23 protein-coding genes are annotated in these 26,003 nt (G+C 64.8%); 9 read left to right on the top strand and 14 right to left on the bottom strand.

What is annotated here, in order from left to right; all coding sequences use genetic code 11:
• Window positions 1–189 precede the first annotated feature (189 nt).
• Complete coding sequence (locus tag ABWL39_RS11650) at window positions 190–1,254, top strand: bifunctional nicotinamide-nucleotide adenylyltransferase/Nudix hydroxylase (RefSeq protein WP_367790870.1); 1,065 nt, start codon at window positions 190–192, stop codon at window positions 1,252–1,254.
• A 6-nt stretch (window positions 1,255–1,260) separates the two neighbouring features.
• A complete protein-coding gene (gene rarD, locus ABWL39_RS11655; RefSeq protein ID WP_367790873.1) occupies window positions 1,261–2,160 on the top strand; it encodes an EamA family transporter RarD in 900 nt (299 codons plus the stop codon).
• A 6-nt stretch (window positions 2,161–2,166) separates the two neighbouring features.
• Here the strand turns inward: rarD and ABWL39_RS11660 are convergent, their stop codons facing one another.
• On the bottom strand, window positions 2,167–2,544 hold the full coding sequence (locus tag ABWL39_RS11660) for a hypothetical protein (protein ID WP_367790876.1): 378 nt from the start codon (window positions 2,542–2,544) through the stop codon (window positions 2,167–2,169).
• Between the two features lie 181 nt (window positions 2,545–2,725).
• Between ABWL39_RS11660 and ABWL39_RS11665 the strand changes: the two genes are divergently transcribed.
• A complete protein-coding gene (locus tag ABWL39_RS11665) occupies window positions 2,726–4,408 on the top strand; it encodes a flagellinolysin (protein WP_367790879.1) in 1,683 nt (560 codons plus the stop codon).
• 123 nt (window positions 4,409–4,531) lie between these two features.
• Here ABWL39_RS11665 and aspS read toward each other — a convergent pair whose 3' ends face one another.
• From aspS to ABWL39_RS11685, 4 genes are all read right to left on the bottom strand, one after another.
• Window positions 4,532–6,340, bottom strand: a complete 1,809-nt coding sequence (aspS, locus tag ABWL39_RS11670; RefSeq protein ID WP_367790882.1) for an aspartate--tRNA ligase — start codon at window positions 6,338–6,340, stop codon at window positions 4,532–4,534.
• A 44-nt stretch (window positions 6,341–6,384) separates the two neighbouring features.
• Window positions 6,385–7,002 (bottom strand): DUF502 domain-containing protein, encoded by a 618-nt coding sequence (locus ABWL39_RS11675; RefSeq protein ID WP_367790886.1) that lies wholly within the window; start codon window positions 7,000–7,002, stop codon window positions 6,385–6,387.
• Window positions 7,003–7,009: 7 nt separating this feature from the next.
• Complete coding sequence (locus ABWL39_RS11680) at window positions 7,010–7,282, bottom strand: FmdB family zinc ribbon protein (RefSeq protein WP_367790889.1); 273 nt, start codon at window positions 7,280–7,282, stop codon at window positions 7,010–7,012.
• A gap of 132 nt (window positions 7,283–7,414) precedes the next feature.
• Window positions 7,415–9,439 carry an ATP-dependent DNA helicase gene (locus ABWL39_RS11685; RefSeq protein WP_367790892.1) on the bottom strand — a complete coding sequence of 675 codons (2,025 nt, stop codon included), beginning with the start codon at window positions 9,437–9,439 and terminating at the stop codon, window positions 7,415–7,417.
• 64 nt (window positions 9,440–9,503) lie between these two features.
• Between ABWL39_RS11685 and ABWL39_RS11690 the strand changes: the two genes are divergently transcribed.
• Together ABWL39_RS11690 and ABWL39_RS11695 are read left to right on the top strand one after the other, a co-directional pair.
• Window positions 9,504–10,085 carry a methyltransferase gene (locus ABWL39_RS11690; protein ID WP_367790895.1) on the top strand — a complete coding sequence of 194 codons (582 nt, stop codon included), beginning with the start codon at window positions 9,504–9,506 and terminating at the stop codon, window positions 10,083–10,085.
• 82 nt (window positions 10,086–10,167) lie between these two features.
• Window positions 10,168–10,998, top strand: a complete 831-nt coding sequence (locus tag ABWL39_RS11695; RefSeq protein ID WP_367790898.1) for a substrate-binding periplasmic protein — start codon at window positions 10,168–10,170, stop codon at window positions 10,996–10,998.
• Here the strand turns inward: ABWL39_RS11695 and ABWL39_RS11700 are convergent, their stop codons facing one another.
• Entirely contained in the window at window positions 10,999–12,117 is a 1,119-nt protein-coding gene (locus tag ABWL39_RS11700; RefSeq protein WP_367790901.1) for an ABC transporter ATP-binding protein, read from the bottom strand.
• 292 nt (window positions 12,118–12,409) lie between these two features.
• On the opposite strand from ABWL39_RS11700, the gene ABWL39_RS11705 reads away from it, so the two are divergent.
• Complete coding sequence (locus tag ABWL39_RS11705) at window positions 12,410–13,738, top strand: DUF3422 family protein (RefSeq protein ID WP_367790904.1); 1,329 nt, start codon at window positions 12,410–12,412, stop codon at window positions 13,736–13,738.
• Between the two features lie 147 nt (window positions 13,739–13,885).
• Here the strand turns inward: ABWL39_RS11705 and ABWL39_RS11710 are convergent, their stop codons facing one another.
• The 5 genes from ABWL39_RS11710 to ABWL39_RS11730 all read right to left on the bottom strand — a co-directional run bounded on the left by ABWL39_RS11710 (window position 13,886) and on the right by ABWL39_RS11730 (window position 19,051).
• Window positions 13,886–14,065: a hypothetical protein gene (locus ABWL39_RS11710; RefSeq protein ID WP_367790907.1), complete on the bottom strand. Its 180-nt coding sequence runs from the start codon at window positions 14,063–14,065 to the stop codon at window positions 13,886–13,888.
• Window positions 14,066–14,311: 246 nt separating this feature from the next.
• Complete coding sequence (gene gabT, locus ABWL39_RS11715) at window positions 14,312–15,595, bottom strand: 4-aminobutyrate--2-oxoglutarate transaminase (protein ID WP_367790910.1); 1,284 nt, start codon at window positions 15,593–15,595, stop codon at window positions 14,312–14,314.
• Window positions 15,596–15,662: 67 nt separating this feature from the next.
• A complete protein-coding gene (gabD, locus tag ABWL39_RS11720; protein ID WP_367790913.1) occupies window positions 15,663–17,120 on the bottom strand; it encodes an NADP-dependent succinate-semialdehyde dehydrogenase in 1,458 nt (485 codons plus the stop codon).
• A gap of 90 nt (window positions 17,121–17,210) precedes the next feature.
• On the bottom strand, window positions 17,211–17,672 hold the full coding sequence (locus ABWL39_RS11725) for an HIT family protein (protein ID WP_367790916.1): 462 nt from the start codon (window positions 17,670–17,672) through the stop codon (window positions 17,211–17,213).
• Window positions 17,669–19,051 (bottom strand): aspartate aminotransferase family protein, encoded by a 1,383-nt coding sequence (locus ABWL39_RS11730; RefSeq protein WP_367790919.1) that lies wholly within the window; start codon window positions 19,049–19,051, stop codon window positions 17,669–17,671. The genes ABWL39_RS11725 and ABWL39_RS11730 overlap by 4 nt, the downstream gene beginning before the upstream one ends.
• 104 nt (window positions 19,052–19,155) lie before the next feature.
• Here ABWL39_RS11730 and ABWL39_RS11735 point away from each other — a divergent pair, with 104 nt between their 5' ends.
• The gene (locus tag ABWL39_RS11735) at window positions 19,156–19,866 is read left to right on the top strand and encodes a type 1 glutamine amidotransferase (protein ID WP_367790922.1); all 711 of its coding nucleotides are present in this window, start codon (window positions 19,156–19,158) and stop codon (window positions 19,864–19,866) included.
• 5 nt (window positions 19,867–19,871) lie between these two features.
• Here ABWL39_RS11735 and ABWL39_RS11740 read toward each other — a convergent pair whose 3' ends face one another.
• The gene (locus ABWL39_RS11740; protein WP_367790925.1) at window positions 19,872–22,103 is read right to left on the bottom strand and encodes an AsmA family protein; all 2,232 of its coding nucleotides are present in this window, start codon (window positions 22,101–22,103) and stop codon (window positions 19,872–19,874) included.
• A gap of 121 nt (window positions 22,104–22,224) precedes the next feature.
• Between ABWL39_RS11740 and ABWL39_RS11745 the strand changes: the two genes are divergently transcribed.
• Complete coding sequence (locus ABWL39_RS11745; RefSeq protein WP_367790928.1) at window positions 22,225–22,761, top strand: DUF998 domain-containing protein; 537 nt, start codon at window positions 22,225–22,227, stop codon at window positions 22,759–22,761.
• 12 nt (window positions 22,762–22,773) lie between these two features.
• On the opposite strand, the gene ABWL39_RS11750 is transcribed toward ABWL39_RS11745, so the two are convergent.
• The gene (locus ABWL39_RS11750) at window positions 22,774–23,268 is read right to left on the bottom strand and encodes a phosphatidylglycerophosphatase A (RefSeq protein WP_367790932.1); all 495 of its coding nucleotides are present in this window, start codon (window positions 23,266–23,268) and stop codon (window positions 22,774–22,776) included.
• A gap of 3 nt (window positions 23,269–23,271) precedes the next feature.
• On the bottom strand, window positions 23,272–24,261 hold the full coding sequence (thiL, locus tag ABWL39_RS11755; protein ID WP_367790935.1) for a thiamine-phosphate kinase: 990 nt from the start codon (window positions 24,259–24,261) through the stop codon (window positions 23,272–23,274).
• On the opposite strand from thiL, the gene ggt reads away from it, so the two are divergent.
• On the top strand, window positions 24,260–26,002 hold the full coding sequence (gene ggt, locus ABWL39_RS11760) for a gamma-glutamyltransferase (RefSeq protein ID WP_367790938.1): 1,743 nt from the start codon (window positions 24,260–24,262) through the stop codon (window positions 26,000–26,002). The two genes, thiL and ggt, sit on opposite strands and share 2 nt — an antisense overlap.
• The last annotated feature ends 1 nt before the right edge of the window (window position 26,003 follow it).

Consider the following 26,003-nt stretch of genomic DNA (forward strand, 5'->3'; position numbering starts at 1 on the left):
GCCTTTGTTTTCATGCATATTTAAAAACCTGTTCCCGATCTGTTGCGAGCAGGGCTAGCGGCAAGCCGCCAGGCGGCGGGTCAGGCCTTCATCTACTGACGTACAGGAAGGCCTCGAGCCGCACGTGAACCCCGATCAGCCGTGTACCACGAGATCGCGCACCGGTTACAAGAAAGAAAAGCCACCACGATGGCCAGCTACGACTACCTGATCTACATCGGCAGATTCCAGCCCTTTCACAAGGGCCATTTGCAGACCATACGCCACGCGCTGACGCAGACCGACAAGCTGATCGTGATCGTCGGCTCGGCCCGCGCGGCGCGCACCTTCGAGAACCCCTGGACGCTGCAGGAACGCGAGCAGATGATCCGCGCCTGCCTGGCGCCGGAAGACCAGAACCGCGTCTACGTGGTAGGCATCTCCGATCGCATGTACAACGACCAGCAATGGGTCGGTGAGGTGCAGAGCGCGGTGGACAAGGTGATCGCGGTCGATACCGCCAACCTGTCGTCACGGCCCGCCGAGTACCGTATCGGCATGATCAGCGGCAACCGCAGCCAGGACAGCTATTACCTGGAGTTCTTTCCGCAGTGGCGCCAGCTCGAGGCGCCGGAAATCTCGGGCGTGGTTTCGGCCGACATCCGCCACCACTATTTCGACGCGCACCAGGCCTGCGAATACGCCTACGACGCGGAGAAGCTGCCCGAGCCGGTCGATCAGTACCTCGGTGATTTCAGGCACGGCGAAATCTACCAGAACCTCGCTACCGAATACGCCTTCGTGCAGGACTACAAGCGTGCCTGGGCGCGGGCGCCCTACCCGCCTACCTTCGTCACCGTCGATGCGATGGTGGTGTATTCCGGCCATATCCTGCTGGTGCGCCGCCGCACCCAGCCCGGCAAGGGCCTGTGGGCGCTGCCCGGCGGCTTCGTCAACCAGAACGAGCGGGTGCGGGATGCGGCGATCCGCGAGCTGCGCGAGGAAACCAAGCTCAAGGTGCCGGCCCCCGTGCTGGCCGGCTCGGTGCGCGCCTCACGCGTGTTCGACCACCCCAAGCGCTCGCTGCGTGGCCGCACCATCACCCACGCCTTCCTGATCGAGCTGCCGCCGACGCAGGAGGGCCTGCCCAAGGTCAAGGGCTCGGACGATGCCGACAAGGCCAAGTGGGTGCCGCTGTTCGAGTTCAGCCGCATGGAAGAGCAGCTGTTCGACGACCACTTCTACATCGTGAACTGGTTCCTGGGCCAGATATGAGCCTGCATGCCGCATAACGCACCGCTATCCGGCAAGGGCGTGGCGCTGTCGGTGCTGGCGTCGGTGCTATTCGCGCTGCTGTCGGGCTATACCACGCTGTTGAAGCCGCTCGACGGCCTGGCGATCTACGCCTGGCGCGTGCTGTGGACCTTCCCAGGCATATTGCTGCTGATCGCGCTGAGCGGGCGGTGGTCCCGGCTCAGGGCCGACCTGGCACGCCTGTGCAGCGAGCCGCTGCTGTGGCTGGTGCTGCCGGCGCTGGCCGCAATGCTCGGGCTACAGTTGTGGCTGTTCATGTGGGCGCCGCTGCACGGGCAGGCCATGCCCGTCGCCATGGGTTATTTCCTGCTGCCGCTCGCGATGGTGCTGGTCGGCCGCCTGCTGTATCACGAACGGTTGCAGTGGCTGCAATGGCTCGCGGTCGGCTGCGCGCTGCTCGGGGTGGCGCACGAGCTGTGGCTGACGCGCGCCTTTGCCTGGAGCAGCCTGGTGGTGGTGGCGGGTTATCCGCCCTATTTCGTGCTGCGCCGCTGGTCCCGTCTCGATGCGATCACCGGCTTTGCGCTGGAGATGGCGCTGATGTGCCCGGCCGCCCTCCTCATCCTGCTGAGCCTGGGCCATGCCGGTTGGGGCGTGATCTTGCAGCCGGTGTTCTGGCTGCTGCTACCGGGCTTAGGCATCATCAGCACCGTCGCCCTGGTGTGTTACCTGAGTGCCAGCAAGCTGCTGCCGCTTGGCCTGCTGGGTGTGTTGGGCTATGTCGAGCCGGTGCTACTGTTCCTGCTGGCCGTGCTCATGCTCGGCGAGCCGCTCACTACCGACCGGCTGCTGACCTATGTGCCGATCTGGATTGCCGTGCTGCTGGCCGGCATCGACAGTGCGTGGCGGCTGCGCCGTGGCCGTTGATAGGCATCACTCGACGACTTTCACCGCGGTCACGAAATAGCTGGTCTCGCCAAAACACTGGCTGGGGACGCCGACATGCTGCTGGTAGGTCAGCGCCACGCGCTTGCCGACCACCGCATTGATCTGATCTGCCACCGCGTCGTCACGGATGGTGAAATAGAACTTCTCGGGCATGCTGCCCGGCATCGCCACCATCGACAGCTCGCCTTCCCAGGTCTTGCATAGCCACCCTTTCCTGGACAGCTTCTGCACCCAGCCGGCGCGCTCGCCCTCGGAATAGCTCCAGTTGAGCACCGTCCACAGGTATAGCGCCGCCAGCGCCAGCACCGCCAGCAATGCGCCGATCAGCCCCTTCCAGAGCGCGGACGATCGTTGTTTGTCCATCTGCATAACCTACTCCGTCGATTCGAATCGGGCCGAATGTAGCATGAAAGGTGGCAAGTCCGCGTGCTTGCTACGCTGCAGACAGAGCGGGAACAAAAATCTGGCGGCACAGTGCTAAAGATTTCGCATGCCCGTGCCGATAGCGTAGACGTGGCGTCTCGCCACAACCCTTGTCACGACCATGCAAATCGCCACCAACCTGCAGAGCCTGTTCGCACAGCGCCAGCTCGAGACCGCCAGCTCCGGCAACAGCCGGGCGCTGCAGCGGCTTTCGTCCGGCCTGCGCGTCAACACGGCCCGCGATGACGCGGCCGGGCTTGCCATCAGCGAGCGTTTGCGGGCACAGATCAATGGTTCAAACCAGGCGTGGCGCAACACCAACGACAGCGTCTCGTTGCTGCAGACGGCGGACGGTGCGCTGACCAAGGTCAACGACATCATGCAACGCCTGCGCGAGCTGTCGGTACAGGCCAATAACGCAACCTTGCAAGCCAGCGACAGGCAGGCGTTGCAGGGTGAGGCCAACCAGCTGACGCAGGAAATCAGCCGTATCGCCTCAAGCAGCGAGTTCAACGGCCAGAGCGTGTTTTCGCAGGTCGATGCCAGCATCGGCGGCGACAAGAATCGGCGTGCGGTGCTCGATGGCCTCAAGCTCGGCTGGCTCGAAGAGGCCGAGCAGCGCGTACAAAAGTACTACGGCATCATCGCCGACGGCGCGCTGACCATGGATGTGAACCTGAATACCAGCGACGGCGTGGGCAACAAGCTGGCCAGCGTCAGCACCACGGCAGTAGGGGGCAACGGGCAGTGGCAGAACATCACGCTCAATATCGACATGGCGGACTTCACGCCACCGAACCTGCCCAACGGCGGCTCGGCGCCGATCTACAACGACCGCATCATCGCGCACGAGATGGTGCATGCGGAGATGTCGCGCTCGATGAATTTCAACGCACTGCCCAGCTGGTTCAAGGAAGGCAGCGCCGAGTTCATCCATGGCGCCGATGAGCGCTTGGCCGGCGACACGGCCGGCGGCACCGATGTCACGGCGATACTGGCGGCATTCAACGCCGACGATGTCTCGGCCTCTGCCGGCTACTCGGGCGGCTATGCTGCCGTGCGCTACATGCACGAGAAGATCAAGGCGGCAGGCGGCGACGGCATCAAGGACATCATGACCTACCTGGGCGCGAACCCGGCCGCCACGCTCGACCAGGCGCTTACCAACGCGAGCCATGGCGCCTTTGCCAACCTGGCAGGCTTCAGTACCTCGTTCAACACCAATGCGGCGGCGTTTGTCGGCGCGATGAACCTGAGCAATGCCGATACGGGCGCAGTCGGCGGTGCGGACGTCGACGGCGGCACCGTGCTGAGCGCCCAGGATATCCTGCTCGATCGCGGCGAACGCGCCGGCAACAATGTGCTCGACGGCTTCAAGCTGAACTTCCCGACCCAGGGCGGCGGCAGCACGATCAAGGAATTCCAGTTCCAGGTCGGCGCCAACGCGGATCAGACCATCACCGCCCGCATGCAGTCCTTCTCCGCGATCAGCCTCGGTATCGACGACATCGACCTGGTGCAGCTCCCCACCTTTGCGCTAGCCCATCTCGACGAGGCCATGGACTTCGTCAACCGGCAACGCGCCGATATCGGGGCGATGCTCAATCGCCTGCAGGCGACGTCGGATAACCTGAAAATCAGCGAGGAAAACACCTCTGCAGCCCGCTCGCGCATCGTCGATACCGACTATGCACAAGAAACGGCAACGCTGACGCGCGAGCAGATCCTGACGCAGGCTGCCACCGCCATGCTGGCTCAGGCGAATAGCCAGCCCAACCTGGCGCTGAGCCTACTGCGCAGCTGATCCCCGCATTATCAGCCGTGCGGCGGACTATCGCTGGCATCCGCAGCGTCGGCGATTGTACCCGGCGGGTGGGCAACAAAAAAGCCGCTACACTGCAGCGGCTTTTTTTTTGAGCTACGACGCTCAGGCTTTCGGTGCCTCGTCGGTCGTCTGTGCCTTCTGGCGCAGGCGGATGCCGACTTCGCGCAACTGCTTCTCGTCGACTTCGTTCGGTGCGTTGGTCAGCAGACACTGCGCACGCTGGGTCTTCGGGAAGGCGATCACGTCACGGATCGACTCGGCGCCGGTCATCAGCGTGACCAAGCGATCGAGACCGAAGGCCAGACCACCGTGCGGGGGCGCGCCGTACTTGAGGTTGTCGAGCAGGAAGCCGAACTTGTTCTGCGCTTCATCCGGGCCAATGTTCAATGCATCGAACACCTTGCTCTGGATCTCGGCACGGTGGATACGTACCGAACCACCGCCGATTTCCCAGCCGTTCAGCACCATGTCGTAAGCACGGGCGCGGCAGGCGCCTGGGTTGCTGACCAGCATGTCTTCGTGACCCGGTTTCGGGCTGGTGAACGGGTGGTGGCAAGCGGTCCAGCGATTGTCTTCTTCGTCGTGCTCGAACATCGGGAAGTCGATGACCCACAGCGGACGCCATTCCTTGACGAAATAGCCGCCGGCTTCGCCCTTCTCGTGGCCAACCTTCAGACGCAGCGCGCCGATCGCTTCGTTGACCACTTTCAGCTTGTCGGCACCGAAGAAAATCAGGTCGCCGTTTTCTGCGCCAGTACGCTCCAGTACGGCCTTCAGTGCGGCTTCGGTCAGGTTCTTGACGATCGGCGATTGCAGGCCGGTTTCGTTCGGCTGCGTCTTGTCGTTGACCTTGATATAAGCCAGGCCCTTGGCGCCGTAGATAGCGACGAACTGGGTGTAGGCATCGATCTCGGAACGCGACAGCGCCGCACCGCCCGGAATGCGCAGGCCGACCACGCGGCCACCTTCCATATTGGCGGCACCGCTGAATACCTTGAACGGCACGTCCTTCATCACATCGGTCAGTTCGGCGAACTTGAGCGAGACGCGCATATCGGGCTTGTCCGAGCCGTAGTAGAACATCGCGTCGTCGTAGGTCATGCGCGGGAACTTGCCCAGATCCACGCCGATCGCTTCCTTGAACACATGCACGGCCATCGATTCGGTGATGTCCATGATCTGTTCTTCGTTCAGGAACGAGGTCTCCAAGTCGATCTGGGTGAATTCCGGCTGGCGGTCGGCACGCAGGTCTTCGTCGCGGAAGCACTTGGTGATCTGGTAGTAGCGGTCGAAACCGGCCACCATCAACAGCTGCTTGAACAGCTGCGGCGATTGCGGCAGTGCGAAGAACTGGCCCGGATGCACGCGCGACGGCACCAGGTAGTCACGCGCGCCTTCCGGCGTCGAGCGGGTCAGCATCGGCGTTTCGATGTCGATGAAGCCGGCCGAGTCGAGGTAGTTGCGCACCAGCAGCGCGACCTTGTAGCGCAGGCGCAGGTTCTTCTGCATGTCCGGGCGGCGCAGGTCGAGCACGCGGTGCAACAGGCGGGTGTTCTCGGTCAGGTTTTCGTCGTCGATCATGAACGGCGGCGTCACCGACGGGTTCAGAATCTCGATTTCCTTGGCCAGCACTTCGATCTGGCCGGAAATCAGGTTGGCGTTGGTCGTGCCTTCCGGGCGATTGCGTACGCGGCCGACGATCTGCACCACGAATTCGTTACGCAGCTTGTCCGCAGTTTCGAATGCGGCCTTGGTATCGGGATCCACGACAACCTGAACCAGGCCTTCGCGGTCGCGCAGGTCGATGAAGATCACGCCGCCATGGTCACGGCGACGGTGCACCCAGCCTTGCAGGGTAACGGTTTGATCGAGGTATTGGGTATCGATCAGGCCACAGTAGTTGGTACGCATAGTCTTGAATCGCAGTCAGAATGGAAAATGGAACAACACCCGGATCAGTTGGGGTTGTGGTTATTATGATGATTCGCACCGGGTGCGACGACACCCATGGAGATGATGTACTTGAGCGCCTCGTCGACACTCATGTCGAGCTCGACGACGTCTTTCTTCGGCATCATCAGGAAGAAGCCCGAGGTCGGGTTCGGCGTGGTCGGAATATAGACGCTGACGAACTCTTCCTTCAGCACGCTGGCCACCTCGCCGCTCGGCGTGCCGGTCATGAAGGCGATGGTCCACGAGCCCTGGCGCGGGTATTGCACCAGCAAGGCCTTGCGGAACGCCTCGCCGCTCGATGAGAACAGGGTGTCCGATACCTGCTTGACGCTGTAGTAGATCGACTTGACCACCGGAATGCGTCCAAGCAGCGCCTCCCAGAAGGCAATCAGGCGTTGGCCGATGATGTTGGCGGTTAACAGGCCCGTCGTGAACACGATCAGCACGGTCAGAATCGCGCCGAGGCCCGGAATATCGAAACCGAACATCGATTTCGGGCGATAGGCCGATGGCAGCAGCAGCAGGCTCTGGTCCATGGTGCTGATCAAGGCGTTGAGCACCCACAGCGTGATGCCCAGCGGCACCCAGATCAGCAGGCCGGTAATGAAGTATCGTTTCATTCAGCGCTCAATGGCAGGCGCAGCTGCCGCCGCATGGCGTGGCAGCCGGTGCCGCGCTGCTGGCCTCGGTGTTGGCCGGCGGCGTGCTGGTCGAGCCGCCGCCCTTGAAGTCGGTGGCATACCAGCCGCTACCCTTGAGCTGAAAGCCCGCAGCCGACAAGAGCTTGCCTAGGGTTTGCTGCTTGCACGCCGGGCACTCGGTCAGCGGCGCATCGCTGACCTTTTGCAGGAATTCTTTCTGCAGGCCGCAGTTGCTGCAGCGGTATTCATAGATAGGCATGGTTCAACTCCAGACCAGAATCGATACAAAAATAACAAACCCCGAAGTATATCATCGAGTTCGCACATTCTTTGTACGCCCCGCTGACATTCCACGAAAATGGTGGTGGTACCCGCCAATTCAAGCCGCGGGCTAGCCTGCAGCAGGCGTCTCGGCCTCCGCCTGTGCGGCCCGGCGCGTGGCGAGCTGGGCAAAGAACCGCGGGATCACTTGGGCGTCGCGCGTCTTGAGCATCGGCGGCAGGCTCTGCCAGATGCGCTTGCCATAAGGCTTGTCGACGATGCGGGTGTCGCAGATCATCAGCACGCCAGCGTCACGCTCGTCGCGGATCAAGCGACCGGCCCCCTGCTTGAGCGTGATCGCCGCGCGCGGCAGCTGGTATTCGATGAAGGCATTGCGGCCGGCGCGGTTGATCTGGTCGACGCGGGCCGACAGCACCGGGTCGTCCGGCGGCGCGAACGGCAGCTTGTCGATGACGACCAGTTGCAGTGCCTCGCCCTTGACGTCGATGCCTTCCCAGAAGGTCTGGCTCGCCACCAGCACCGCATGCGGCAGGCTGCGGAAGCGTTCGAGCAGCTCGGTGCGCGAGCCCTCGCCCTGCAGCAGCAGGGGGTAGTCGAGCACCTCGCTCTCCAGCCTGGCCTTGACCAGCTCGTAGGCCTCGCGCATCGCGCGCAGGCTCGTGAACAGCAGGAACGCCCGCCCCTGGCTGGCCTTCAGCGCGGGCCAGGCCTCATCGACGACGGCTGCGGTGAACTCGCGGCTGTTCGGCTCGGGCATATTCTTCGGCACATACAGCAGCGCCTGCGACTTGTAGTCGAACGGGCTGTCCCAACAAGCCGTTTCGGCGTCGTACAGGCCCATTTCATAGCAATAGTGCTTGAACTCGCGATTGACGGCGAGCGTGGCGGAGGTGAACACCCAGGCGCGTTTCTGGATGTTGATCTGCTTGCGGAAGACGTCGGCGATGTCGAGCGGTGTGCTGTTGAGCTGGAAGGCATGGCTGAAGACCTCCACCCAGCGGACCGATTCCTTTTCGCGGCGCTTTTCCTTGCCGGTCTCGTCGTCGTTCCCGGCGGCCGGCGGCTCGTCGTCAAGCTGCCATGCATGCAGCTTGTCATTGAGCGCCAGCGCGCGCTCATGGCAGTTCTTCAGCCCTTCGCCGCGTTCGGCCGTGGCTTCGAGCAGATTGAGCAGGTCGATGAGCCTGGCTGCCAGGCCATCGAGCGCGAGCTGGAACTTCTCGTTGCCAGCGAGCTGGTGCTTGGGCAGGCGCAGGTTGTCCTGCTCGAAGGCAAGGCGCAGATCCTTGACGGCCTTTTCGAGCTTGCCGCAGGCCTCGTTCAGCGCCGGCATGTCCTTGGCTTCGGTCAGCGCCTCGGCCCGGCTGTCGCGCGCGAGTTCGAGCAGCTGGCCGCTCGACACATTGTCGCCAAAGAACAGGCTGGCGACCTCGGGCAGCTGGTGCGCCTCGTCGAACACCACGGTATTGCAGGCCGGCAACAGCTCGCCGGCGCCTTCATCGCGCAGCCACACGTCGGCGAAGAACAGGTGGTGGTTGACCACCACCACGTCGGCCGCCATCGCCTCCTTGCGCGCCTGCATGACATAGCATTCCTTGTGGTGCGGGCAGTCGGTGCCCAGGCAGTTCTCCTTGGTCGACGTAACGTGCGGCCAGATCGGCGCATTCTCCGGCACACCGGCGCAGCCGCTCTTGTCGCCATTGCTGCTGGTATGGGCATAGGAGCGGATCAGCTGCAGATGCTTCACCTCCTCGCGGCTGCTGAATCGCCCCTCCAGCGCGGCCTTTTCCAGATGGTAGTGGCACACGTAGTTGGCGCGCCCCTTGAGCAGCGCGACCGTCACCGGCACCTTGAGCGCGGCGCGCACGGTCGGGATGTCGCGCTGGAACAGCTGATCCTGCAGCGTCTTAGTACCGGTGGAGATGATCACCTTGCCGCCGGACAAGAGCGCCGGGACGAGATAGGCATAGGTCTTGCCAGTGCCGGTGCCGGCCTCGGCCACCAGGATGCCCTGCGATTCGATGGCGTGCTCGACAGCCTGAGCCATCTCCAGCTGCTGCTGGCGTGGCCGGAAGCCCGCAATCCCCTGGGCGAGCGCCCCATCGAGGCCGAATACATGATCGAGGTCTGGCATGTGAAAGCTGGCAATACAAAGGGCGAATGTTAACATGGCCGCCACCAACACAAGGGAGACGACCATGGCGCAGGACAGTTCCCAAGCCGGCTTCTGGGAGAGCCGCTACCGCGATCGCACGATGCCATGGGATGCCGGCTCGGTGCCCGCCGCGCTGCTGCAATGGCTGCCAGGGCAGGCGCCCGGTCATGTGCTGATCCCAGGCTGCGGCAGCGCCTACGAGGTTGCCGCGTTTCACGAGGCGGGCTGGGATGCGCTGGCGGTCGATTTCAGCGAGCTCGCTGTGGTGCAGGCCAAGGCCAAGCTCGGCACGTTGGGCGACCGTGTGCAGTACGGCGATTTTTTCGCCCTATCGGCGCAGCCACCGTATGACCTGATCTACGAGCGCGCCTTCCTGTGCGCGCTGCCACGCCGCATGTGGGCCGACTATGCGCGACAGTGCGCGGCGCTGCTGAAGCCGGGCGGCAGCCTGAGCGGGTTCTTCTTCCTCAAGGAGACCCCGAACGGTCCGCCCTTCGGGACGAGCGAGGCCGAGTTGCAGGCACTGCTTGGCGCAGCGTTCGAGCTGACGGAACGGCGCCCCGTGGCGGCATCGATTCCGGTATTCGACGGCGCCGAGTGGTGGCTCAGCTGGCGGCGATGCTGAGCTGAGCCACCACTCGGCGCGGATGACGAAACGAGCGATTGTTGACTAGACTGATCGCATGGCAACTCGCGTAGACGTATAGATGCAAACACTCAATTTACGCCCCCGCCGCTCGCACGGGCTGCAAGCTGGCCTCGCGGCGCTGTTGCTGGCTGCGGGATCGAGCGCATGGGCCGATTTGCCGGACAATCTGGTCGTCCGGGTCTGCGACGACACGCTGGAGTGGCCACCCTTCACCTATCGCAAGCGCGATGCGGCTGGCAGGCCCGGCGAGGAGGTCGTCGGTTATTCGATCGACGTGTTGCGGACCATTCTCGTGCGCGAGCAGATCGACTTCGACGTCAAGCTGGTGCCGTGGTCACGCTGCCTGGCCGAGGCGCGCCGGGGCGGCACCTTCAACATGCTGCAGAACGCCAGCGCGAGCCAGGAACGGTCTCGCGATTTCTGGATGTCGCGGCCGTATTACCGTCTCAACAGTTACTACTTCTATTCGCGCAAGCGCTTCCCCGCCGGGCTCGACATCAAGGGTCTGGCGGATTTCAAACGCTATCATGTGTGCGGCATTCACGGCTTCAACTACGAGCCCTACGGCTTGCAGGGCGATGCGATCGACCAGTCGTCGGTCAGCTTCCGCACCTTGCTGAAACGCATCCACCTCGGCAGCTGCGATCTCTTCATCGAGAAAATCGAAGTCATGCAGGGCTACCGCTCCGTCGGCGAGCCATTCATCGACGACTCGGCCCTGGCCCACAGCGCCGTGCCGGGTATCGGCCCGGTGCCCTTCCATTTCCTCGTGTCGCGCGCTTACGCGAATGGCGAGGCGCTGGTCAACGTGCTCAATGCCGGGATCGACGAGATGGAGCGCTCGGGCAAGCTGCAACGGCTATGGCGCAGCCATGTCGGCGGTAAGTAGTCAGCCCTGCGGCCAGGCGCCGCCGTCACCGAACACCTGGATACAATCTGATGGCAGCGCCAGTGGCGCCAGCATGCCGACCCGGATGCCGAGCCGCTGCACATCGAGCGGGTTCAGCTCGGCAACGACTCGCGTCCCGCGCATCGAGCTTGGCTTCAGGCGCACCCGCACGGTGGGGCCGAGGAAATCCATGGCTTCGATATGGCACAGCAGGTTGTTCTGCTGCGGCCGCCATTCATGCAGCAGCCGCACATTCTCCGGGCGGATGAACAGCTTGATGCGGGTGCCCGGCGGCAGATAGCGCTGCTGCCGCAGCATCAGCGCCATGTCGCCGACCAGCGCCATGCCCGCACCCAGCGTCACCGCGGGGAGCCAGTTGCCCTGCCCGATCAGGCGGGCGACGTATTCGCTGGCGGGGTTGCAATACACCTGCTGCGGCGTGCCGATCTGGGCAACCATGCCCTCCTCCATCACGGCGATGCGGTCGGCCATAGCCATTGCATCGAGCGGGTCGCGCAGCGCCACGATCGTCGTCAGCCCTTGCTGTTGCTGGCGTTCACGCAGCAGCACGCGTAGGGCGATCTTGTCTTCGCCATCGAGCCCGGCCAGCGGTTCGTCTGCCAGCAACAGCCGCGGCGAGCGCACCAGTGCGCGCGCCAGCGTCACGCGGCGGCGCAGTGCTGGCGTCAGCGAGGCGGGGAAACGCCCACCCAGGCCATTGAGACCAACCTGGGCCAGCAGGGCCTCGACCCGAGCCGCTGCCTCACCGTCGCTACCGACCAGGCCCAGCCTGACGTTGCGGCGGACATTGAGCACCGGCACCAGTGAGTCGGGAGTCGCCCACAGCGCCATGCCCCGCGCAGCGGGCGGCAGGCGGCCGACATCGCGGCCATCCAGATCGAGCTGGCCGCTGCCTGGCCTCGCTTCACCAGCGATGACCCGCAGCAGCTGGCTGTTGCCGCAAGCGGCGGGCCCGAGCAGGCAGACCAGTTCGCCCTTGACCACGTCGAGGTCGATCGGCCGGCCCGGCGAGCCTTTACGGGACGGGGCTGTGAACGCATGCAAGGACAGGAACGGCGCGGGTGTCGCAGCGGCAGGCAGGTGCTGTGGATGGTTCACCGGCGCCCCCGGCAGTCGGCGTGCAGACGATGGACTGCGCCAGACCGGGCGGAACGCGGCCGGGACGCATCGGCTTTTGCGGGGGATCGAATGAAAACGGCAAATCGGCTCGGCATGGCGTCATGGCAGGGAGAAGTACAACCGCGTCAGCCTACAGCGGCCAGTTTGCGCGAATGTGACAGGGGCGGGGAAATACCTGGATTCGGTAAAAATTCAGCCATTGCAGTCGCAAACAAGCGACCGATTTCCGCTAAGATCGATGTCAATGTCTACCGTTTGAGCCCGCCCTGCCATGAATACCAGTACCCAGCCCACCACGCGGCGCGCGCGTCCGCCGTCGCTGCTGTCCGATCACCCCGAGCGCCTGGCGCTCAATGACGAGGCACATGCCCGCCCGTTCGAGGCGGTAAGGCCGCCGACGCGCGCCAGCTACATCGCCTACCTCAACCACAGCATCTGCTACGAGCAGGAGCTGGCGCTGATGGCCGAGCTGTGCGCCAGCTACGACGTCGCACCGCCGGCCGCCGGGCGCAACCACTTTTCCGCCAACCTTGGCGCTTTCCGCTTCAAATGGGCGCGCCACTCGGAGTTCTCATCCGTCACCTTCATCCGCCACGGCGAGTTCCGCGACCCGTTCGGCGAGCCGGCGCTGCTGCATGTGCCCGAAAGCTGGCTCAAGCAGTTGCCCGGCGATGTGCTGGTGGCCGCCCATGCAGGGCTCGAGGTGCAGCGCCTGCTGCCGGAGAAGCTCGAAGCGGTGTCGACCGAGTATTTCAAGGGCAACGATCTGATCGGCGCGCGCATCGGCGACGGCAGCGGCGCGGTGTACACCGATTTCCGCATCCATGCCGACGGCTTCTCGCGCTATCTGCTGGCCGACATCCAGATGGGCCCCAAGCAGGCCGGGCGCATGCTGCAGCGGCTGTTCGAGATCGACACCTACCGCATGATGGCCTCGCTCGCGCTGCCGCTGGCAAAGAGCCTGTCGCCGACGCTGAACGACGCCGACCGCGAGCTCGCCGTGCTCACCGCCGCCATGGCCGATGCGCGGCAGGAAGACGAGCCGCAACTACTCGACCGGCTGACCCGGCTGGCCGCCCACATCGAGCGCCTGCTGTCGGAGAGCGATTACCGCTTCTCGGCCGCCCGCGCCTATTACGGCATCGTCGAGCGCCGCATCGGCGAGCTGCGCGAGGTCCGCATCCAGGGCATGCAGCCGTTCCGCGAGTTTATGGAACGCCGCCTCGCCCCAGCCATGAATACCTGCGACTCGGTCGAGCGGCGCCAACGCATGCTGGCCGACCGGGTCAGCCGCGCCTCGGCCATGCTGCGCGCGCGCGTCGATATCTCGCTCGAACGGCAGAACCAGGAGCTGCTCGGCTCGATGGATCGCCGCGCCAAGCTGCAACTGCGGCTGCAGGAGACGGTCGAGGGGCTGTCTGTCGCAGCCATCACCTATTACACGGTCGGTCTGGTCGGCTACGCCGCCAAGGGGCTCAAGACCGCCGGGCTGCATATCGAGCCGGAACTGGCCATGGGCCTGGCGATCCCGGTCGTCGCACTGGCGGTGGCGCTGGGTTTGAGGCGCATGCGCAAGGCGCTCGCGCAGGAGATGGAGTAGGCAGGTAGTGCACGTCGTTCGCACCCGCGTGGATCGGCGCCTGATTTTGTCCCGGTGATTTTGCGGGCAAGCCTTCGGCTAACCCGCGCTACCGCGCAGAAATTATTCGTATATGAATAAGCTGAGAAATACTGCCAATGGAGATATCTAGGGGATTACCGGTGTCTCTTCCAGATCACTCATTTCCTTCAGCAGGCAACTGCTGCACCGGTAGAGGACGATCGACAGCGTTTCGCCTTTCCCTATCTCCTCGTATGCCGGCGTGGCACCGCAATAGCTGCACCTCATATCGGCCAGCGGCGTCTGTTCCTGGTCAGCTTGTTCCATGTTCCGGTCCCCTCAGCGTCAAAGACGCATCACTGTATGCCTCGGCCCCCTACCCGTCAAAGCCAGCCATGTAGTGCGGCCCTTTACCCCAGGTGGATCGGTATCTGGCCATGCCTCATTGATGTTGCGCGCAACGGCTAACGTATCCCGCAACAGTCATACACGGCCGGACTCAAGGAGCCGTCTGTCAGACATATAAATCGGGACAGGTAGGCCGGCCCGTTGGGCCGGCCGCAAGATATGGAATCAGACCGCAAGCCGGTCAAACACCCGCGTGAGGATCGCCAGCCCCTCGTCCACGATCTCGTTGCCAGCCGTCAGCGGCACCAGGAAGCGGATCACGTTGCCATAGGTGCCGCAGGACAGCAGGATCAGCCCCTCCTGCGCCGCAGCCGTGACCAGCCCACGCGTCAACTCGGCATCGGGCTGGTGGGCGCCGCCGTCCTTGACCAGCTCCATCGCCACCATTGCGCCCTGGTTGCGGATCTCGCCGATGCGCCTGGGATGCCTGGTCTGCATCGCTTTCAGCTTGGCGACCATGGCCTCGCCGATGTCACGCGAGCGCTGGCACAGGTTTTCCTCTTCCATCACCTCGAGCACCGCGAGCGCTGCGGCAATCGCGACCGGCGAGCCGGCATAGGTGCCGCCAAGCCCACCGGGCGCCGGGGCATCCATGAGCGCGGCACGGCCGACGACAGCCGCCAGCGGGTAACCGCCGGCGAGCGATTTGGCCATGGTCATCAGGTCGGGCTCGACTCCCAGCTGTTCGCTCATGAACATCGTGCCGGTGCGCGCAAAGCCGGTCTGGATCTCGTCGGCGATCAGCACGATGCCATGCTCGTCGCACAGCTTGCGCAGGGCCTGCATCAGCTCGGGTGGCGCCGCGTAGAAACCGCCCTCGCCCTGCACTGGCTCGATGATGATGGCCGCGACGCGCGACGGCTCGATATCACACTTGAAGACATTGGCGATCGCCCTCAGCGAGTCCTCGACGCTGATGCCGTGGTACGGCACGGGGAACGGCACATGGTAGATCTCACCCGGAAACGGCCCGAAGCCGGCCTTGTAGGGCAGCACCTTGCCGGTCAGCCCCATGGTGTAATGGGTGCGGCCATGAAAGCCGCCGGTAAACGCGATCACGCCGCTGCGCCGGGTATGGGCGCGGGCAATCTTGATCGCGTTCTCGACGGCTTCGGCGCCGGTCGAGACGAAAATCACCTTCTTCTCGCCCGCGATAGGTGCGATCCGGCACAGCTTCTCCGCCAGCTCGACGGCCGATTCATAGGGGTTGACCATCAGGCAGGTGTGGCTGAAGTGCTGCACCTGATCGATCACCGCCGCCGTCACCTTGGGGTGGGTATGGCCGGTATTGACCACGGCGATGCCGCCGCCGAAGTCGATGTAACGCTTGCCTTCCACATCCCATAGCTCGGCGTTCTGCGCACGCTCGATGTAGATCGCATGGGCCGCGCCCATGCCCCGTGGGAATACCGCGGCGCGCCGCTGATGCAGTTCCTGATTGTTTGCCATATCGTCCCTTCCTCATGCTGGCCCGGCTTGATAGCCGACGCCGTCAATTGCGGTTAACACCCGTGAATCAAGCGCCGATGCCGTCGATGCACACGTACTTGACCTCGACATAGTCCTCGATACCGTATTTCGAGCCCTCGCGCCCCAGGCCCGACTCCTTCACGCCGCCGAACGGCGCCACCTCGGTCGAGATCAGGCCGCTGTTGACGCCGACCATGCCGTATTCGAGCGCCTCGGCCACGCGGAAGATGCGGCCGATGTCGCGCGAGTAGAAATAGCTGGCGAGGCCGAATTCGGTATCGTTCGCCATCTGGATCGCTTCCTGCTCGGTATTGAAGCGGAACACCGGCGCCAGCGGGCCGAAGGTCTCTTCCTTCGCCACGCGCATCGCCGGCGTGACGTCGGCAATCAGCGTCGGCTCGAAAAAGCTGCCACCGAGCGTGTGCCGCTTGCCGCCGGCCACCAGCCGGCCGCCCTTGGCGAGCGCGTCGGCGACGTGTTCCTCGACCTTGGCGACCGCGTTCATATCGATCAGCGGCCCCTGGGTGACGCCCTCCTCCACGCCGTTGCCTACCTTGAGCCCGGCGACGGCCTTGGCGAACTTGTCGAGGAAGGCAACGTAGACGCTGTCCTGTACCAGGATGCGGTTGGCACAGACGCAGGTCTGGCCGCTGTTGCGATATTTCGACGCCAGCGCACCGGTGACGGCGGCGTCGAGGTCGGCGTCATCGAACACGATGAACGGCGCATTGCCACCGAGTTCGAGCGAGACCTTCTTGATCGTCCCCGCGCATTGCGCCATCAGCTTCTTGCCGACCTCGGTCGAGCCGGTGAACGTCAGCTTGCGCACGACCGGGCTCGCGGTCAGCTCGGCGCCGATCACACTCGACGAGCCTGTCACCACGTTCAGCACGCCTTTGGGGATGCCCGCGCGGTGGGCCAGCTCGGCCATCGCGAGCGCCGAGAACGGCGTCTGCGTGGCCGGCTTGATCACCATGCTGCAGCCGGCGGCCAGCGCCGGGCCGGCCTTGCGCGTGATCATCGCGTTGGGGAAATTCCACGGCGTGATCGCCGCGCACACGCCGATCGGCTCCTTCTGCACCAGCAGGCGCCGGCCGGCGGCATTCTGCGGAATGATGTCGCCGTAGAGACGCTTGCCTTCTTCGGCAAACCACTCGATGAAGCTCGCGCCATAGGCGATCTCGCCACGCGCCTCGGTCAGCGACTTGCCCTGTTCGGAGGTCAGTATCAGCGCCAGATCCTCCTGGTTCGCCATCATCTGCTCAAACCAGCGCTTGAGCACCGTGGCGCGCTCCTTCGCGGTCTTCCTGCGCCAGTCGATCTGCCCCAGGCGTGCCGACTCGATCGCCCGCTGGATGTCGCCTGCCGTCATGCTCGGGATGGTGCCAAGCTGCTCGCCGGTGGCCGGGTTGGTCACGGCGATGGTCTGGCCGTTCCCGGCGTCCACCCATTCGCCGTTGAGGTAGCACTGCTGACGCAGGAGCGTCGGGTCCTTGAGCTTCATGTTCGCCTGTCCTAGTGTGCGGGTGAGGTTCACCCGGTGGGTTGATCGGATAGATGTCGTGCCTATGTCTTGCGCCGGCCCGCCTGTTTCCTAGCGGTACGAGCGGATATGGGCGGCCAGCGCCGCCAGCTCGCCATCATCGGCGCGACGCCAGTCGTGCGAGGAGAGATAGCCTTCATAGCGCTCGAAGAACTTGTCGACGCGCGCGCTCATCGGCCGGAACGCGCTGTCGTTACCGGTGCCATGCATCGGAAACAGCTTGGCGTGGACATGGTCCACCCCGTAGCCCTCGAACATCATGCCGGTGCGCGCCACGCCATCGAGTGCCCGGTCGAGCAGCCTGCCGACCTGCTTTGCCGCCAGCGTCAGGTCCGCCAGCACCTGATCCGGCAGGCCAAAGGCATAGCTCGGGTAGTGCTGTTTCGGAATCACCACGCTGAACCCCGGCGTGTTCGGGAAGATCGAGAGAAAGGCCAGGTGCGACTCGCTCTCCCAGATCACATGGGACGGCGTCCTGCCCGCAACGATGTCGCAAAAGATGCAGCTACTCATGGCTGGTTCTCCACGGGCTGGGCCAATTCGGCCAGGCAGCCGCCGAAGCTGGCGATCAGGTGATCGACATCTGCAGCCGTCGTCTCCGGGCACACCAGCATCATGTTGTGGAAGGGCGTGATCAGCACGCCGCGGTTCAACAGGTAGAGATGGATGAGCTGTTCCAGCTCCGTATTCAGGATGGCGTCGGCCTCGCTGCCATTTCTGGGTGGCGTGGGCGTGAACTGGAACTCGGTGCGCGCGCCGAGCTGGGTCACACACCACGGCAGCTGGTGTTGCGCAATGGCCTCGCGCAGGCCGGTGGCCAGGCGTTCGGCCAGGATAAACATGTGCCGATAGGCGCCATCCGTCATCACCGCTTCGAGGTTGGCGCGCATCGCCGCCATCGCCAGCATGTTCGCCGTGAGCGTGGTGCCAATACCGGAATGGCCGGGCACGGCGCTCGATTTGGCCTGTTTCATCCGCGCCGCCACCGTGTCGGTGAAGCCATATACCGCGCAGGGCACACCGCCGCCCACCGGCTTGCCGAGCACGAACATGTCCGGCGCCAGCCCATGGGCCTGGCTATAGCCGCCGGGGCCGGTGCTGATGGTGTGCGTCTCGTCGATGACCAGCAAGGCGCCATGGCGCTCGATGATCTGGCGCGCCGCCTGCCAGTAGCCCGGATCGGGCAATACCATGCCGATATTGGTCAACGCCGGCTCGGCCAGCACACAGGCGATGTCACCGGCCGCCAGCGCACGTTCGAGCGCGCCGAGATCATTGAATTCGACCACCACCGTGTGTTCGCGCGGGTCGTACACCTGCCCGAGCAGGCTCGCGCGCGCGACCGGCTGGCCGTCGACGAGATCGACGAACACATCGTCGACCGTGCCGTGATAACAGCCATTGAACACGAGAACCTTGTCGCGCCCAGTAATGGCGCGTGCCCAGCGGATCACGAAACGGTTAGCGTCACTCGCCGTCATCGCGAACTGCCAGCACGGCAAGCCGAAACGCGCGGCAAGCAACTCGCCCACTACCGCCGCATCTTCGGATGGCAGCATGGTGGTGAAACCCTTGGCACACTGCGCCGCCACCGCGCGGGCGACGGGCTCCGGCGCGTGGCCGAACATCGCGCCGGTATCGCCCAAGCAGAAATCCACGCACTCGTGGCCATCCACATCGCGGAAGCGCGCGCCGCGGGCCGATTCGACGAACAGGGAAAACGGCGTCGGCCAGTCGATCATCCAGTGCAATGGCACGCCATACAGCAGGTGGCGCTCGGCTCGTTGCGACAAGGCATGCGAGCGTGGATGCCGTCCGGCAAACACCTCGCGCTCACGCGCCATCAGGGCGCGAGCCTTGATCCAATCGATACCAGGCGACGGGGATGCCATGTGACGCACTCCGAAAGGTCAGCGCTCGCGAATTGCCAAGCGTGTTGAATATATGCACACTATCTTGCACATTTTGATCAAAATATTCAACACCCGACACCGCGATGAAGCCGATACTGGTCATTCAGCATCATGCAGGCGACGGCCCGGCCTACCTTGGCCACTATCTTGATCATGCGGCATTGTCCTGGCAGTTGCTGCGCGTCGATCAGGGCGAGGCAGTACCCGGCTCGATCGCCGGATATGCAGGGCTGGCCTTGCTCGGCGGGCCGATGAGCGTCAACGACGCGCTGCCGTGGCGAGGGCCCGAGTTGTCGCTGATACGGGAAGCCGTCAGCCGGCGCGTCCCGGTGATCGGGCACTGCCTGGGCGGGCAGCTGTTGTCGAAAGCGCTCGGCGGGACGGTAAGCGCAGCGGCACATCCCGAAATAGGCTGGAGCGACGTGGTGCCGGTCGATCAGGCTGGTGCGCAGCGCTGGTTTGGCGGTGCCGAGCTGGCCCGCCTGTTCCAGTGGCACGGCGAGACCTTCAGCATCCCGGCTGGCGCCACGCTGATCGCCACGGGCCGATATTGCGCACACCAGGCCTATGTAGCCGATGGCATTCACCTGGGCATGCAGTTCCATTGCGAGGTCGATCGCGCCAAGATCGAGGCCTGGCTCGCGGCCGGCGGCGATGACATCGAGGCGGGCCGCCGCTCGCCGGGGGTGCAGCCAGCCGATGCGATCCGCACCTCGCTCGATGCCAGCCTGCCCGTCAGCCACCGCCTGGCGGACAACCTGTACAGCGCCTGGCTGGCCAATCTCGCACGCTGACGTGGCTACTTCTTGAACAGCTTCTGCAACTGGTCGGTCAGCGCATCGCCGGCCTTTTTCTGCAAGTCCTGCTTCTGCCGATCCAGCTGCTCGTTGAGCTTGGCGCGGGCGGTGTCCGCCACCAGGTTGTTGAAGTCGAGCGCGTAGCTGGGCGCCAGTAGCGAGCCCTTGACCCGCACCGGCACCGTCACCCCCTTCAGTTGCTCCAGCTCGCGCCCGCTCTGGCCAACCGCCGTGCCAACCAGGCTGGCCTTGAGCAGGTAGTCGAGCGTCTTGTCCGGCAGATTGATGTCGCCGTTACCCGCGAGGCGCAGCAATGGCGACTTGGCGTTGAGATCCTCGTTGTGCGCGACCCCGTTGCGAATATTGAACGAGGCGCTGAGCTCGGTGAAATCGGTCTTCTCGCTCGCGCTGGCCTGCTTCACCTGCTGCCCCTGCAATTGCGCCATCGTCGCCTTGGCCTGGCGCAGCGTGGCACCGATATTGATGCCCTTGAGCGCACCGTCCTGCAGCTGGGCGGCAAGACGGCCATTGAGATTGCGCAGGGCCTGGTCGGGATTGCCGCCCTGGGTGGAAAGCTCACCCTGCACATTGCCGCGCCCTTCGAGCCGGTCGTTCCTGGCCAGCGTCTTAATCAGGCTGCCGATATTGACGCCGGTGAGCCGCGGGCTCAGCGTGAAACGCGGCTGCGTGGTGGTGGAGGCCGTGGCCGAGCCCTGCAACTGGCCATCGAACAGCTTCAGCGTCAACGGCGACAGCTGGATCTGGCCGTTGCCGGCCTTGAGCTCAAGCGCGAAGTCAGTCAGCGTGAAATCCTTGAAGCGGATGCTGCCGATACTCGCATGGCCCTCCGCGTTCAGGCTCTTGAGCCCGGACAGGTCCCAGCCCGCCGCAGACGCGCTGCCTGGTGCGGCTTCCGGCGCCGCCGGGGCGTCGGCCAGGTAACGGTTCAGGTCGAGCTGGTCAAGGCTGACGTTGAAGCGGTAGAACGGCTTGGCAAAGCTGTCGATCGCCGCGCTGGCCTTGATGTTCGATGTGTCGAGCCGGCCGGCGAGCACGAGCTTCGCGCTGTTGGCGCTGGCTTCGGCCGAGCCCGCCAGCGTCACCCCGAGTTGCTGCGACTTGAGCTTGCTGCTCGCCACATCGGCGCTCAGCTTTAGTTGGGGCAGCAGCACGTGCAACCCCTGAATGGTCAGATCGACGGGGCTCGCCAGCTTGAGCTTCACGCTGTCCGCACCCTCTTTGGCGTCGACGGCAAGCGCCATGGCCTGGGCCGTCACGCGCTCGCTGCTACCTGCCAGACCGCTCAACTTGAGCTCGGCCGCGACATCGCGCTTGTCGCCCTTGAACGAGACGTTCAGATCGACCGCGTCGCCCTGCATCGATTGCTTGCTCAACGCCAGCTTCGGCGCGCCGAGCTTGACCACGAGCTTGTCGCGTTCGAGCTGGCTTTCGAGCGACAACGCGAGGCCGTCGACATCGTAGCGCGCCACCTTGAGGTCGAGCCTGGCATTGCCTTCGAGCGTCAGCAGCAAGGCCTTGAGCTTGTCGACATCCCCCTGCAGGCCGACCTTCAGCCCCGCCAGCCCGTACTGCTGCTGATCGGCATCCATCTCGACGCTGCCCTGCAACGTCAATTTGGCCTTGACCGCGGGTTTCGAGTTGTCGAGTTCGGCGGCCAGATCGAGCTTGTCGATGCGCTTTTGATTGACGGCACCGGTCTTCAGTTCGATCGACTTGAGCGAGGTGACGCGCTGCTGCTGGCGGTCGTCGAAGCTCAGGTTCGAACGGGCCAGACGGATGTGGTCGATCTCGAGTTCGAGCGGGCTTTTCTTCTCTTCCTTCTTGAGCAGGTCGTCGATGTTGAGGCTGCCGTCGGTATTGCGGCGTATCGTCGCGGTGACACCTTCCGCCTCGATGCCGTCGATGATGTAGCGCTGCTTCAACAGCGGCCACAGCTGCATCGATACCCGCGCCTGGTCGAGCGACAGAAAGACCTGGTCGGACTGGTGCTCGGACAGGGTGAGCTTGCCGATACTGGCCCCGATGTTGGGGAACAGGCTGAGCTTGATGTCGCCGTCGATGGTCAGCGTGCGCTGCTTCTGCTCTTTCACCAGCGCCACGATCTCGGGCTTGAGCCGATTCGGGTCGAACGTCAGTGCGACGATGGCGACGATCGCGATCAGCGCGGCGAGCAGGCCACCAACGCCAAGCAGGGCATAACGGAGATAACGCATGGGCAGGCACCGGGTTGGGCGGTAGAGAAGTACGCGGCGTGTGCGCTATTTGACGGCCACGCACGGCGCGGCGTCAAGCCAGGCTTGGCAAGCGCCGGCATCTCGGCGATAACTAAGCACCATGACCACCTTCATGCTGACTACCGTCACCGCCCTCTACCTCGTGTCGAGCGTGCTGCTGCTGGGCGCAGATCGGCCCGGCTATCGCGCCATCCGCGACACCATCAGCGAGCTCGGTGAAACCGGCGCCAGGCGTGGGCTGCTGGCCAGCTATGGCGTCTTTCTGCCGGTCGGCCTGATGGCGCTCACCCTGGCCTGGCTGCGCCACGGCAGCAGTGCGGCTGGCCTGGCACTATGCATTGCTGTGGGCTATCTGGCTGCAGCGGCGTTCCCGTGTGACCCGGGCTCACCGGCGCGCGGCTCCTGGCGGCAAACCCTGCACAATCTGGGCGGGCTGGTCGAATACTGGGGGGGCGGCATCTTCCTGTGGCGGCTCGGCGCCGATCATGGCGTGGGCTTCCAGGCGCTGGCCGCCTTCGTGCTGGCCCTGCCCTTGGCGTTCAACCTGCGAGCCTGCCTGCCCATCCGCGGGCTGTTGCAGCGCCTGGCGGAAACCGCACTGTTCGGCGGCCTGCTGCTGGCGAATGCGGGTGCCTAGCACCCGCGCAATCTAGAGATGCAGCAGGCGCTGCAATAGCCACGATGCCGCGATGGCGTAACCAGCTGCCAACACGTCGTCAAGCATGACGCCGAAACCGCTGTGCGTGCGTTCGTCGAGCTGATGGATGGGAAATGGCTTCCAGATGTCGAACAGGCGGAACAGCCCGAAGCCGATCAGCCACCACAGCGGCGTGGCCGGGTTGAAGGCGAGCACGATGCAGAAGGCGGAGATCTCGTCCCAGACGATGCCGCCGTGGTCGGCTACACCAACCGCCTTGCCGGCCACGTCGCACATCCAGATGCCGACCACGCACAGTACGGCAATCGCGATATACAGAGACAGGCCCGTGAGCATGCTGGCCAGCAGCCAGTACACCGGGAAGCCCGCCAGCGTGCCGACCGTGCCCGGCGCCTTCGGGCTGAGCCCGGTGCCAAAACCGAAAGCGAGAAAATAGGCCGGCTTGCGGCAGATGAAGGACCAGTCCGGCTTGATGATGGCGCTCATGGTTCAGGCCCTGAAATGATCGAAGCTGTGACGCTTGGGTTGATGGAGTTGCCCGTCCGGTGCCCTCACCTCGAGGCCTGTGGCCGTGATCTCGCCGATACGCGTGAGCTTGAGCGACAGCGCCTGCTGCAGGGCCACCACCTGTTCGCGCCGGGCAGGCGGCGCGGTGAAGCACAGCTCATAGTCGTCGCCACCAGCCAGCTGGTAATCCCAGCCGGGCTCGCTACGCAGCAACGGTGCCAGGCAGTCGGAAGCCGGCAGCGCGGCCACGTCGATCCGCGCGCCACAGCCGGAACGTTCGAGGATGTGGCCAAGGTCGCCGAGCAGGCCGTCCGACAGGTCGATGGCGCTGTGCGCGATACCTCGCAGCGCCAGCCCGAGCTCGATACGCGGGCTCGGCTGTTCGAGCCGGGCAATGGCGGCCATGCGTGCCGCCTCCGCGAGCACGACGCCCCCCTGCAGGTGCGCCAGCCCAAGCGCGGCCTCGCCGATGTCGCCCGATACCCAGATATCGTCGCCCAGCCTGGCACCGTCGCGACGCAAGGCCTGGCCCGCAGGCACCTCGCCCATGATCTGCACCGACAGGTTGAGCGGGCCGCTGGTGGTGTCGCCACCGATCAGGTCGACGTCGAAGCGCTCGGCCAGCGCGAAGAAACCATCGGCAAAGGCCTGCAGCCAGCCCGCGTCGGCAGCCGGCAGCGCCAGCGACAGCATGGCCCAGCGCGGCACGGCGCCCATCGCGGCCATGTCGGACAGATTGACGGCCAGCGTCTTCCAGCCGAGGCGATAGGGGTCGGTGTCGGTAAGGAAATGGCGGCCGGCCACCAGCATGTCGGCCGAGACGGCCAGGCACTGGTCGGACCCTGGCTGTATCAACGCGGCATCGTCGCCTATGCTCAATAGGGTGTGCCGCCCGGGGCGCGTGAAATAGCGCTGGATCAGGCTGAATTCGTTCATCGGCGTGAAGTATATCGGATTTACAGGAACAGACATGGCACCAAGCCACCGAACCACCGCCCTGGCGCTGCGCGCGGCATTGCTGGCGCTGCTGTGCGGGCTGGGCAGCCCGGCGTGGGCCGAGCAGCCGCTGCCAGAGGGTGCCACCGGCTATCGTACGGCCCCTGTTGTCACGGCCCGTCACTACCTTGCAGTAACCGCGCACCCGCTGGCGACGCAGGCTGCGGCCGGCATCCTGCAGCAAGGCGGCAGCGCCATCGATGCGGCGATCGCGGCGCAGATGATGCTGACGCTGGTCGAGCCGCAATCGTCAGGCATCGGTGGCGGCGGCTTCCTGCTCTATTACGACGCAAAACGGCGCCAGGTGCAGGCCTACGATGGCCGTGAAACCGCCCCGGCCAAGGCGCGCAGTGAGCGCTTCCTCGATGCGGCAGGCGAGCCGCTGCCGTTTTCCAAGGCGGTGGCATCGAGCAAGGCGGTTGGCGTGCCGGGCCTGCTGGCGATGCTGGGGATGGCCCACGCGGCACACGGCACGAAGCCGTGGCGGGTGCTGTTCCAGCCCGCCATCGACCAGGCACGCAAGGGCTTCGCCATCTCGCCACGGCTGTATCGCCTGATGCACGACGACCCGCTGCTATGCCGCAGCCCCACTGCCGCCCCCTACTTCTGCAAGCCCGATGGCACCCCCAGGGCCGAGGGCAGCCGCCTCGCAATTCCCGCCCTGGCGGCCACCCTGAGGCAGCTCGCCAGGCAGGGGCCGGCGGCGCTCTACCAGGGCCAGCTTGGCCGTGACATCGTCGCCACGCTTGGGCCCGAGGGCGATCTCGACACGGCCGACCTGGCCCGTTATCGCGCCGTACAGCGGCCAGCGCTATGCCGGCCCGTGCTCGCCTACACCGTGTGCGGCATGCCGCCGCCGAGCTCGGGCGGCATCGCCGTGATCCAGATGCTCAGCATGCTGGCCCCTCAGAATGTCGGCCGCTACGCGCCGGCCGACACGCAATTCATCCATCGCTTCGCCGAAGCAGGCCGGCTTGCCTATGCCGACCGCGACCACTATGTTGCCGACCCGGATTTCGTCGCCGTACCGAGCGAGGGCCTGCTCGACCCTGGCTATCTGAGAAAGCGCGCCGCCCTGATCTCGCCCGAGCGGAGCATGGGCCATGCCGCGCCGGGGCAGCCGGCCGGCGCCGCGCAACAGGGGCAGGACAGCCTGTCGGAGCGGCCATCGACGACGCATATGGTGATCCGCGATGCGCGCGGCGATATCGTGTCGATGACCTCATCGATCGAGGATGCGTTTGGCAACCGGCGCATGGTCGACGGGTTTCTGCTCAACAATCAGCTGACCGATTTTGCCTTCGAGCCCGTTGAAGACGGCCAGCCGGTCGCCAACCGCGTCGAGGGCGGCAAGCGTCCGCGCTCGTCGATGTCGCCCATCATCGTGCTCGACACCAAGGGCGAACCGCTGCTCGCCATCGGCTCGCCGGGCGGCTCGGCCATCATCAACTACGTGGCGCAAACGCTGGTGGCGGTACTGTGGCAGCGGCAGACACTCGCTGCTGCCGTCGCCCTGCCCCATTTCGGCAGCCGCAACGGCTCGACGGAGCTGGAGACAAACCGTGGCCTCGAAGCGCAGGTCCCGCTGCTGCGAGGCATGGGCCACGAGATCAAGCTGATCGACCTGAATAGCGGGCTGCACGGCATGATGCGCCGGGGCCCGGTGTGGGAAAGCGGTGTGGACCCGCGCCGGGAGGGCTCGGCGCAAGGCCAGTGAG

The sequence above is a fragment of the Chitinivorax sp. PXF-14 genome (assembly GCF_040812015.1).
Classification (GTDB): Bacteria; Pseudomonadota; Gammaproteobacteria; order Burkholderiales; family SCOH01; genus JBFNXJ01.

What these genes read in the sequence shown, in the direction of transcription:
- ABWL39_RS11650 (WP_367790870.1), top strand. Translation starts at nt 190, where the DNA reads ATGGCCAGCTACGACTACCTGATCTACATCGGCAGATTCCAGCCCTTT.
- rarD (WP_367790873.1), top strand. Translation starts at nt 1,261, where the DNA reads ATGCCGCATAACGCACCGCTATCCGGCAAGGGCGTGGCGCTGTCGGTG.
- ABWL39_RS11660 (WP_367790876.1), bottom strand. Translation starts at nt 2,544, where the DNA reads ATGGACAAACAACGATCGTCCGCGCTCTGGAAGGGGCTGATCGGCGCA.
- ABWL39_RS11665 (WP_367790879.1), top strand. Translation starts at nt 2,726, where the DNA reads ATGCAAATCGCCACCAACCTGCAGAGCCTGTTCGCACAGCGCCAGCTC.
- aspS (WP_367790882.1), bottom strand. Translation starts at nt 6,340, where the DNA reads ATGCGTACCAACTACTGTGGCCTGATCGATACCCAATACCTCGATCAA.
- ABWL39_RS11675 (WP_367790886.1), bottom strand. Translation starts at nt 7,002, where the DNA reads ATGAAACGATACTTCATTACCGGCCTGCTGATCTGGGTGCCGCTGGGC.
- ABWL39_RS11680 (WP_367790889.1), bottom strand. Translation starts at nt 7,282, where the DNA reads ATGCCTATCTATGAATACCGCTGCAGCAACTGCGGCCTGCAGAAAGAA.
- ABWL39_RS11685 (WP_367790892.1), bottom strand. Translation starts at nt 9,439, where the DNA reads ATGCCAGACCTCGATCATGTATTCGGCCTCGATGGGGCGCTCGCCCAG.
- ABWL39_RS11690 (WP_367790895.1), top strand. Translation starts at nt 9,504, where the DNA reads ATGGCGCAGGACAGTTCCCAAGCCGGCTTCTGGGAGAGCCGCTACCGC.
- ABWL39_RS11695 (WP_367790898.1), top strand. Translation starts at nt 10,168, where the DNA reads ATGCAAACACTCAATTTACGCCCCCGCCGCTCGCACGGGCTGCAAGCT.
- ABWL39_RS11705 (WP_367790904.1), top strand. Translation starts at nt 12,410, where the DNA reads ATGAATACCAGTACCCAGCCCACCACGCGGCGCGCGCGTCCGCCGTCG.
- ABWL39_RS11710 (WP_367790907.1), bottom strand. Translation starts at nt 14,065, where the DNA reads ATGGAACAAGCTGACCAGGAACAGACGCCGCTGGCCGATATGAGGTGC.
- gabT (WP_367790910.1), bottom strand. Translation starts at nt 15,595, where the DNA reads ATGGCAAACAATCAGGAACTGCATCAGCGGCGCGCCGCGGTATTCCCA.
- gabD (WP_367790913.1), bottom strand. Translation starts at nt 17,120, where the DNA reads ATGAAGCTCAAGGACCCGACGCTCCTGCGTCAGCAGTGCTACCTCAAC.
- ABWL39_RS11725 (WP_367790916.1), bottom strand. Translation starts at nt 17,672, where the DNA reads ATGAGTAGCTGCATCTTTTGCGACATCGTTGCGGGCAGGACGCCGTCC.
- ABWL39_RS11730 (WP_367790919.1), bottom strand. Translation starts at nt 19,051, where the DNA reads ATGGCATCCCCGTCGCCTGGTATCGATTGGATCAAGGCTCGCGCCCTG.
- ABWL39_RS11735 (WP_367790922.1), top strand. Translation starts at nt 19,156, where the DNA reads ATGAAGCCGATACTGGTCATTCAGCATCATGCAGGCGACGGCCCGGCC.
- ABWL39_RS11740 (WP_367790925.1), bottom strand. Translation starts at nt 22,103, where the DNA reads ATGCGTTATCTCCGTTATGCCCTGCTTGGCGTTGGTGGCCTGCTCGCC.
- ABWL39_RS11745 (WP_367790928.1), top strand. Translation starts at nt 22,225, where the DNA reads ATGACCACCTTCATGCTGACTACCGTCACCGCCCTCTACCTCGTGTCG.
- ABWL39_RS11750 (WP_367790932.1), bottom strand. Translation starts at nt 23,268, where the DNA reads ATGAGCGCCATCATCAAGCCGGACTGGTCCTTCATCTGCCGCAAGCCG.
- ggt (WP_367790938.1), top strand. Translation starts at nt 24,260, where the DNA reads ATGGCACCAAGCCACCGAACCACCGCCCTGGCGCTGCGCGCGGCATTG.
- thiL (WP_367790935.1), bottom strand. Translation starts at nt 24,261, where the DNA reads ATGTCTGTTCCTGTAAATCCGATATACTTCACGCCGATGAACGAATTC.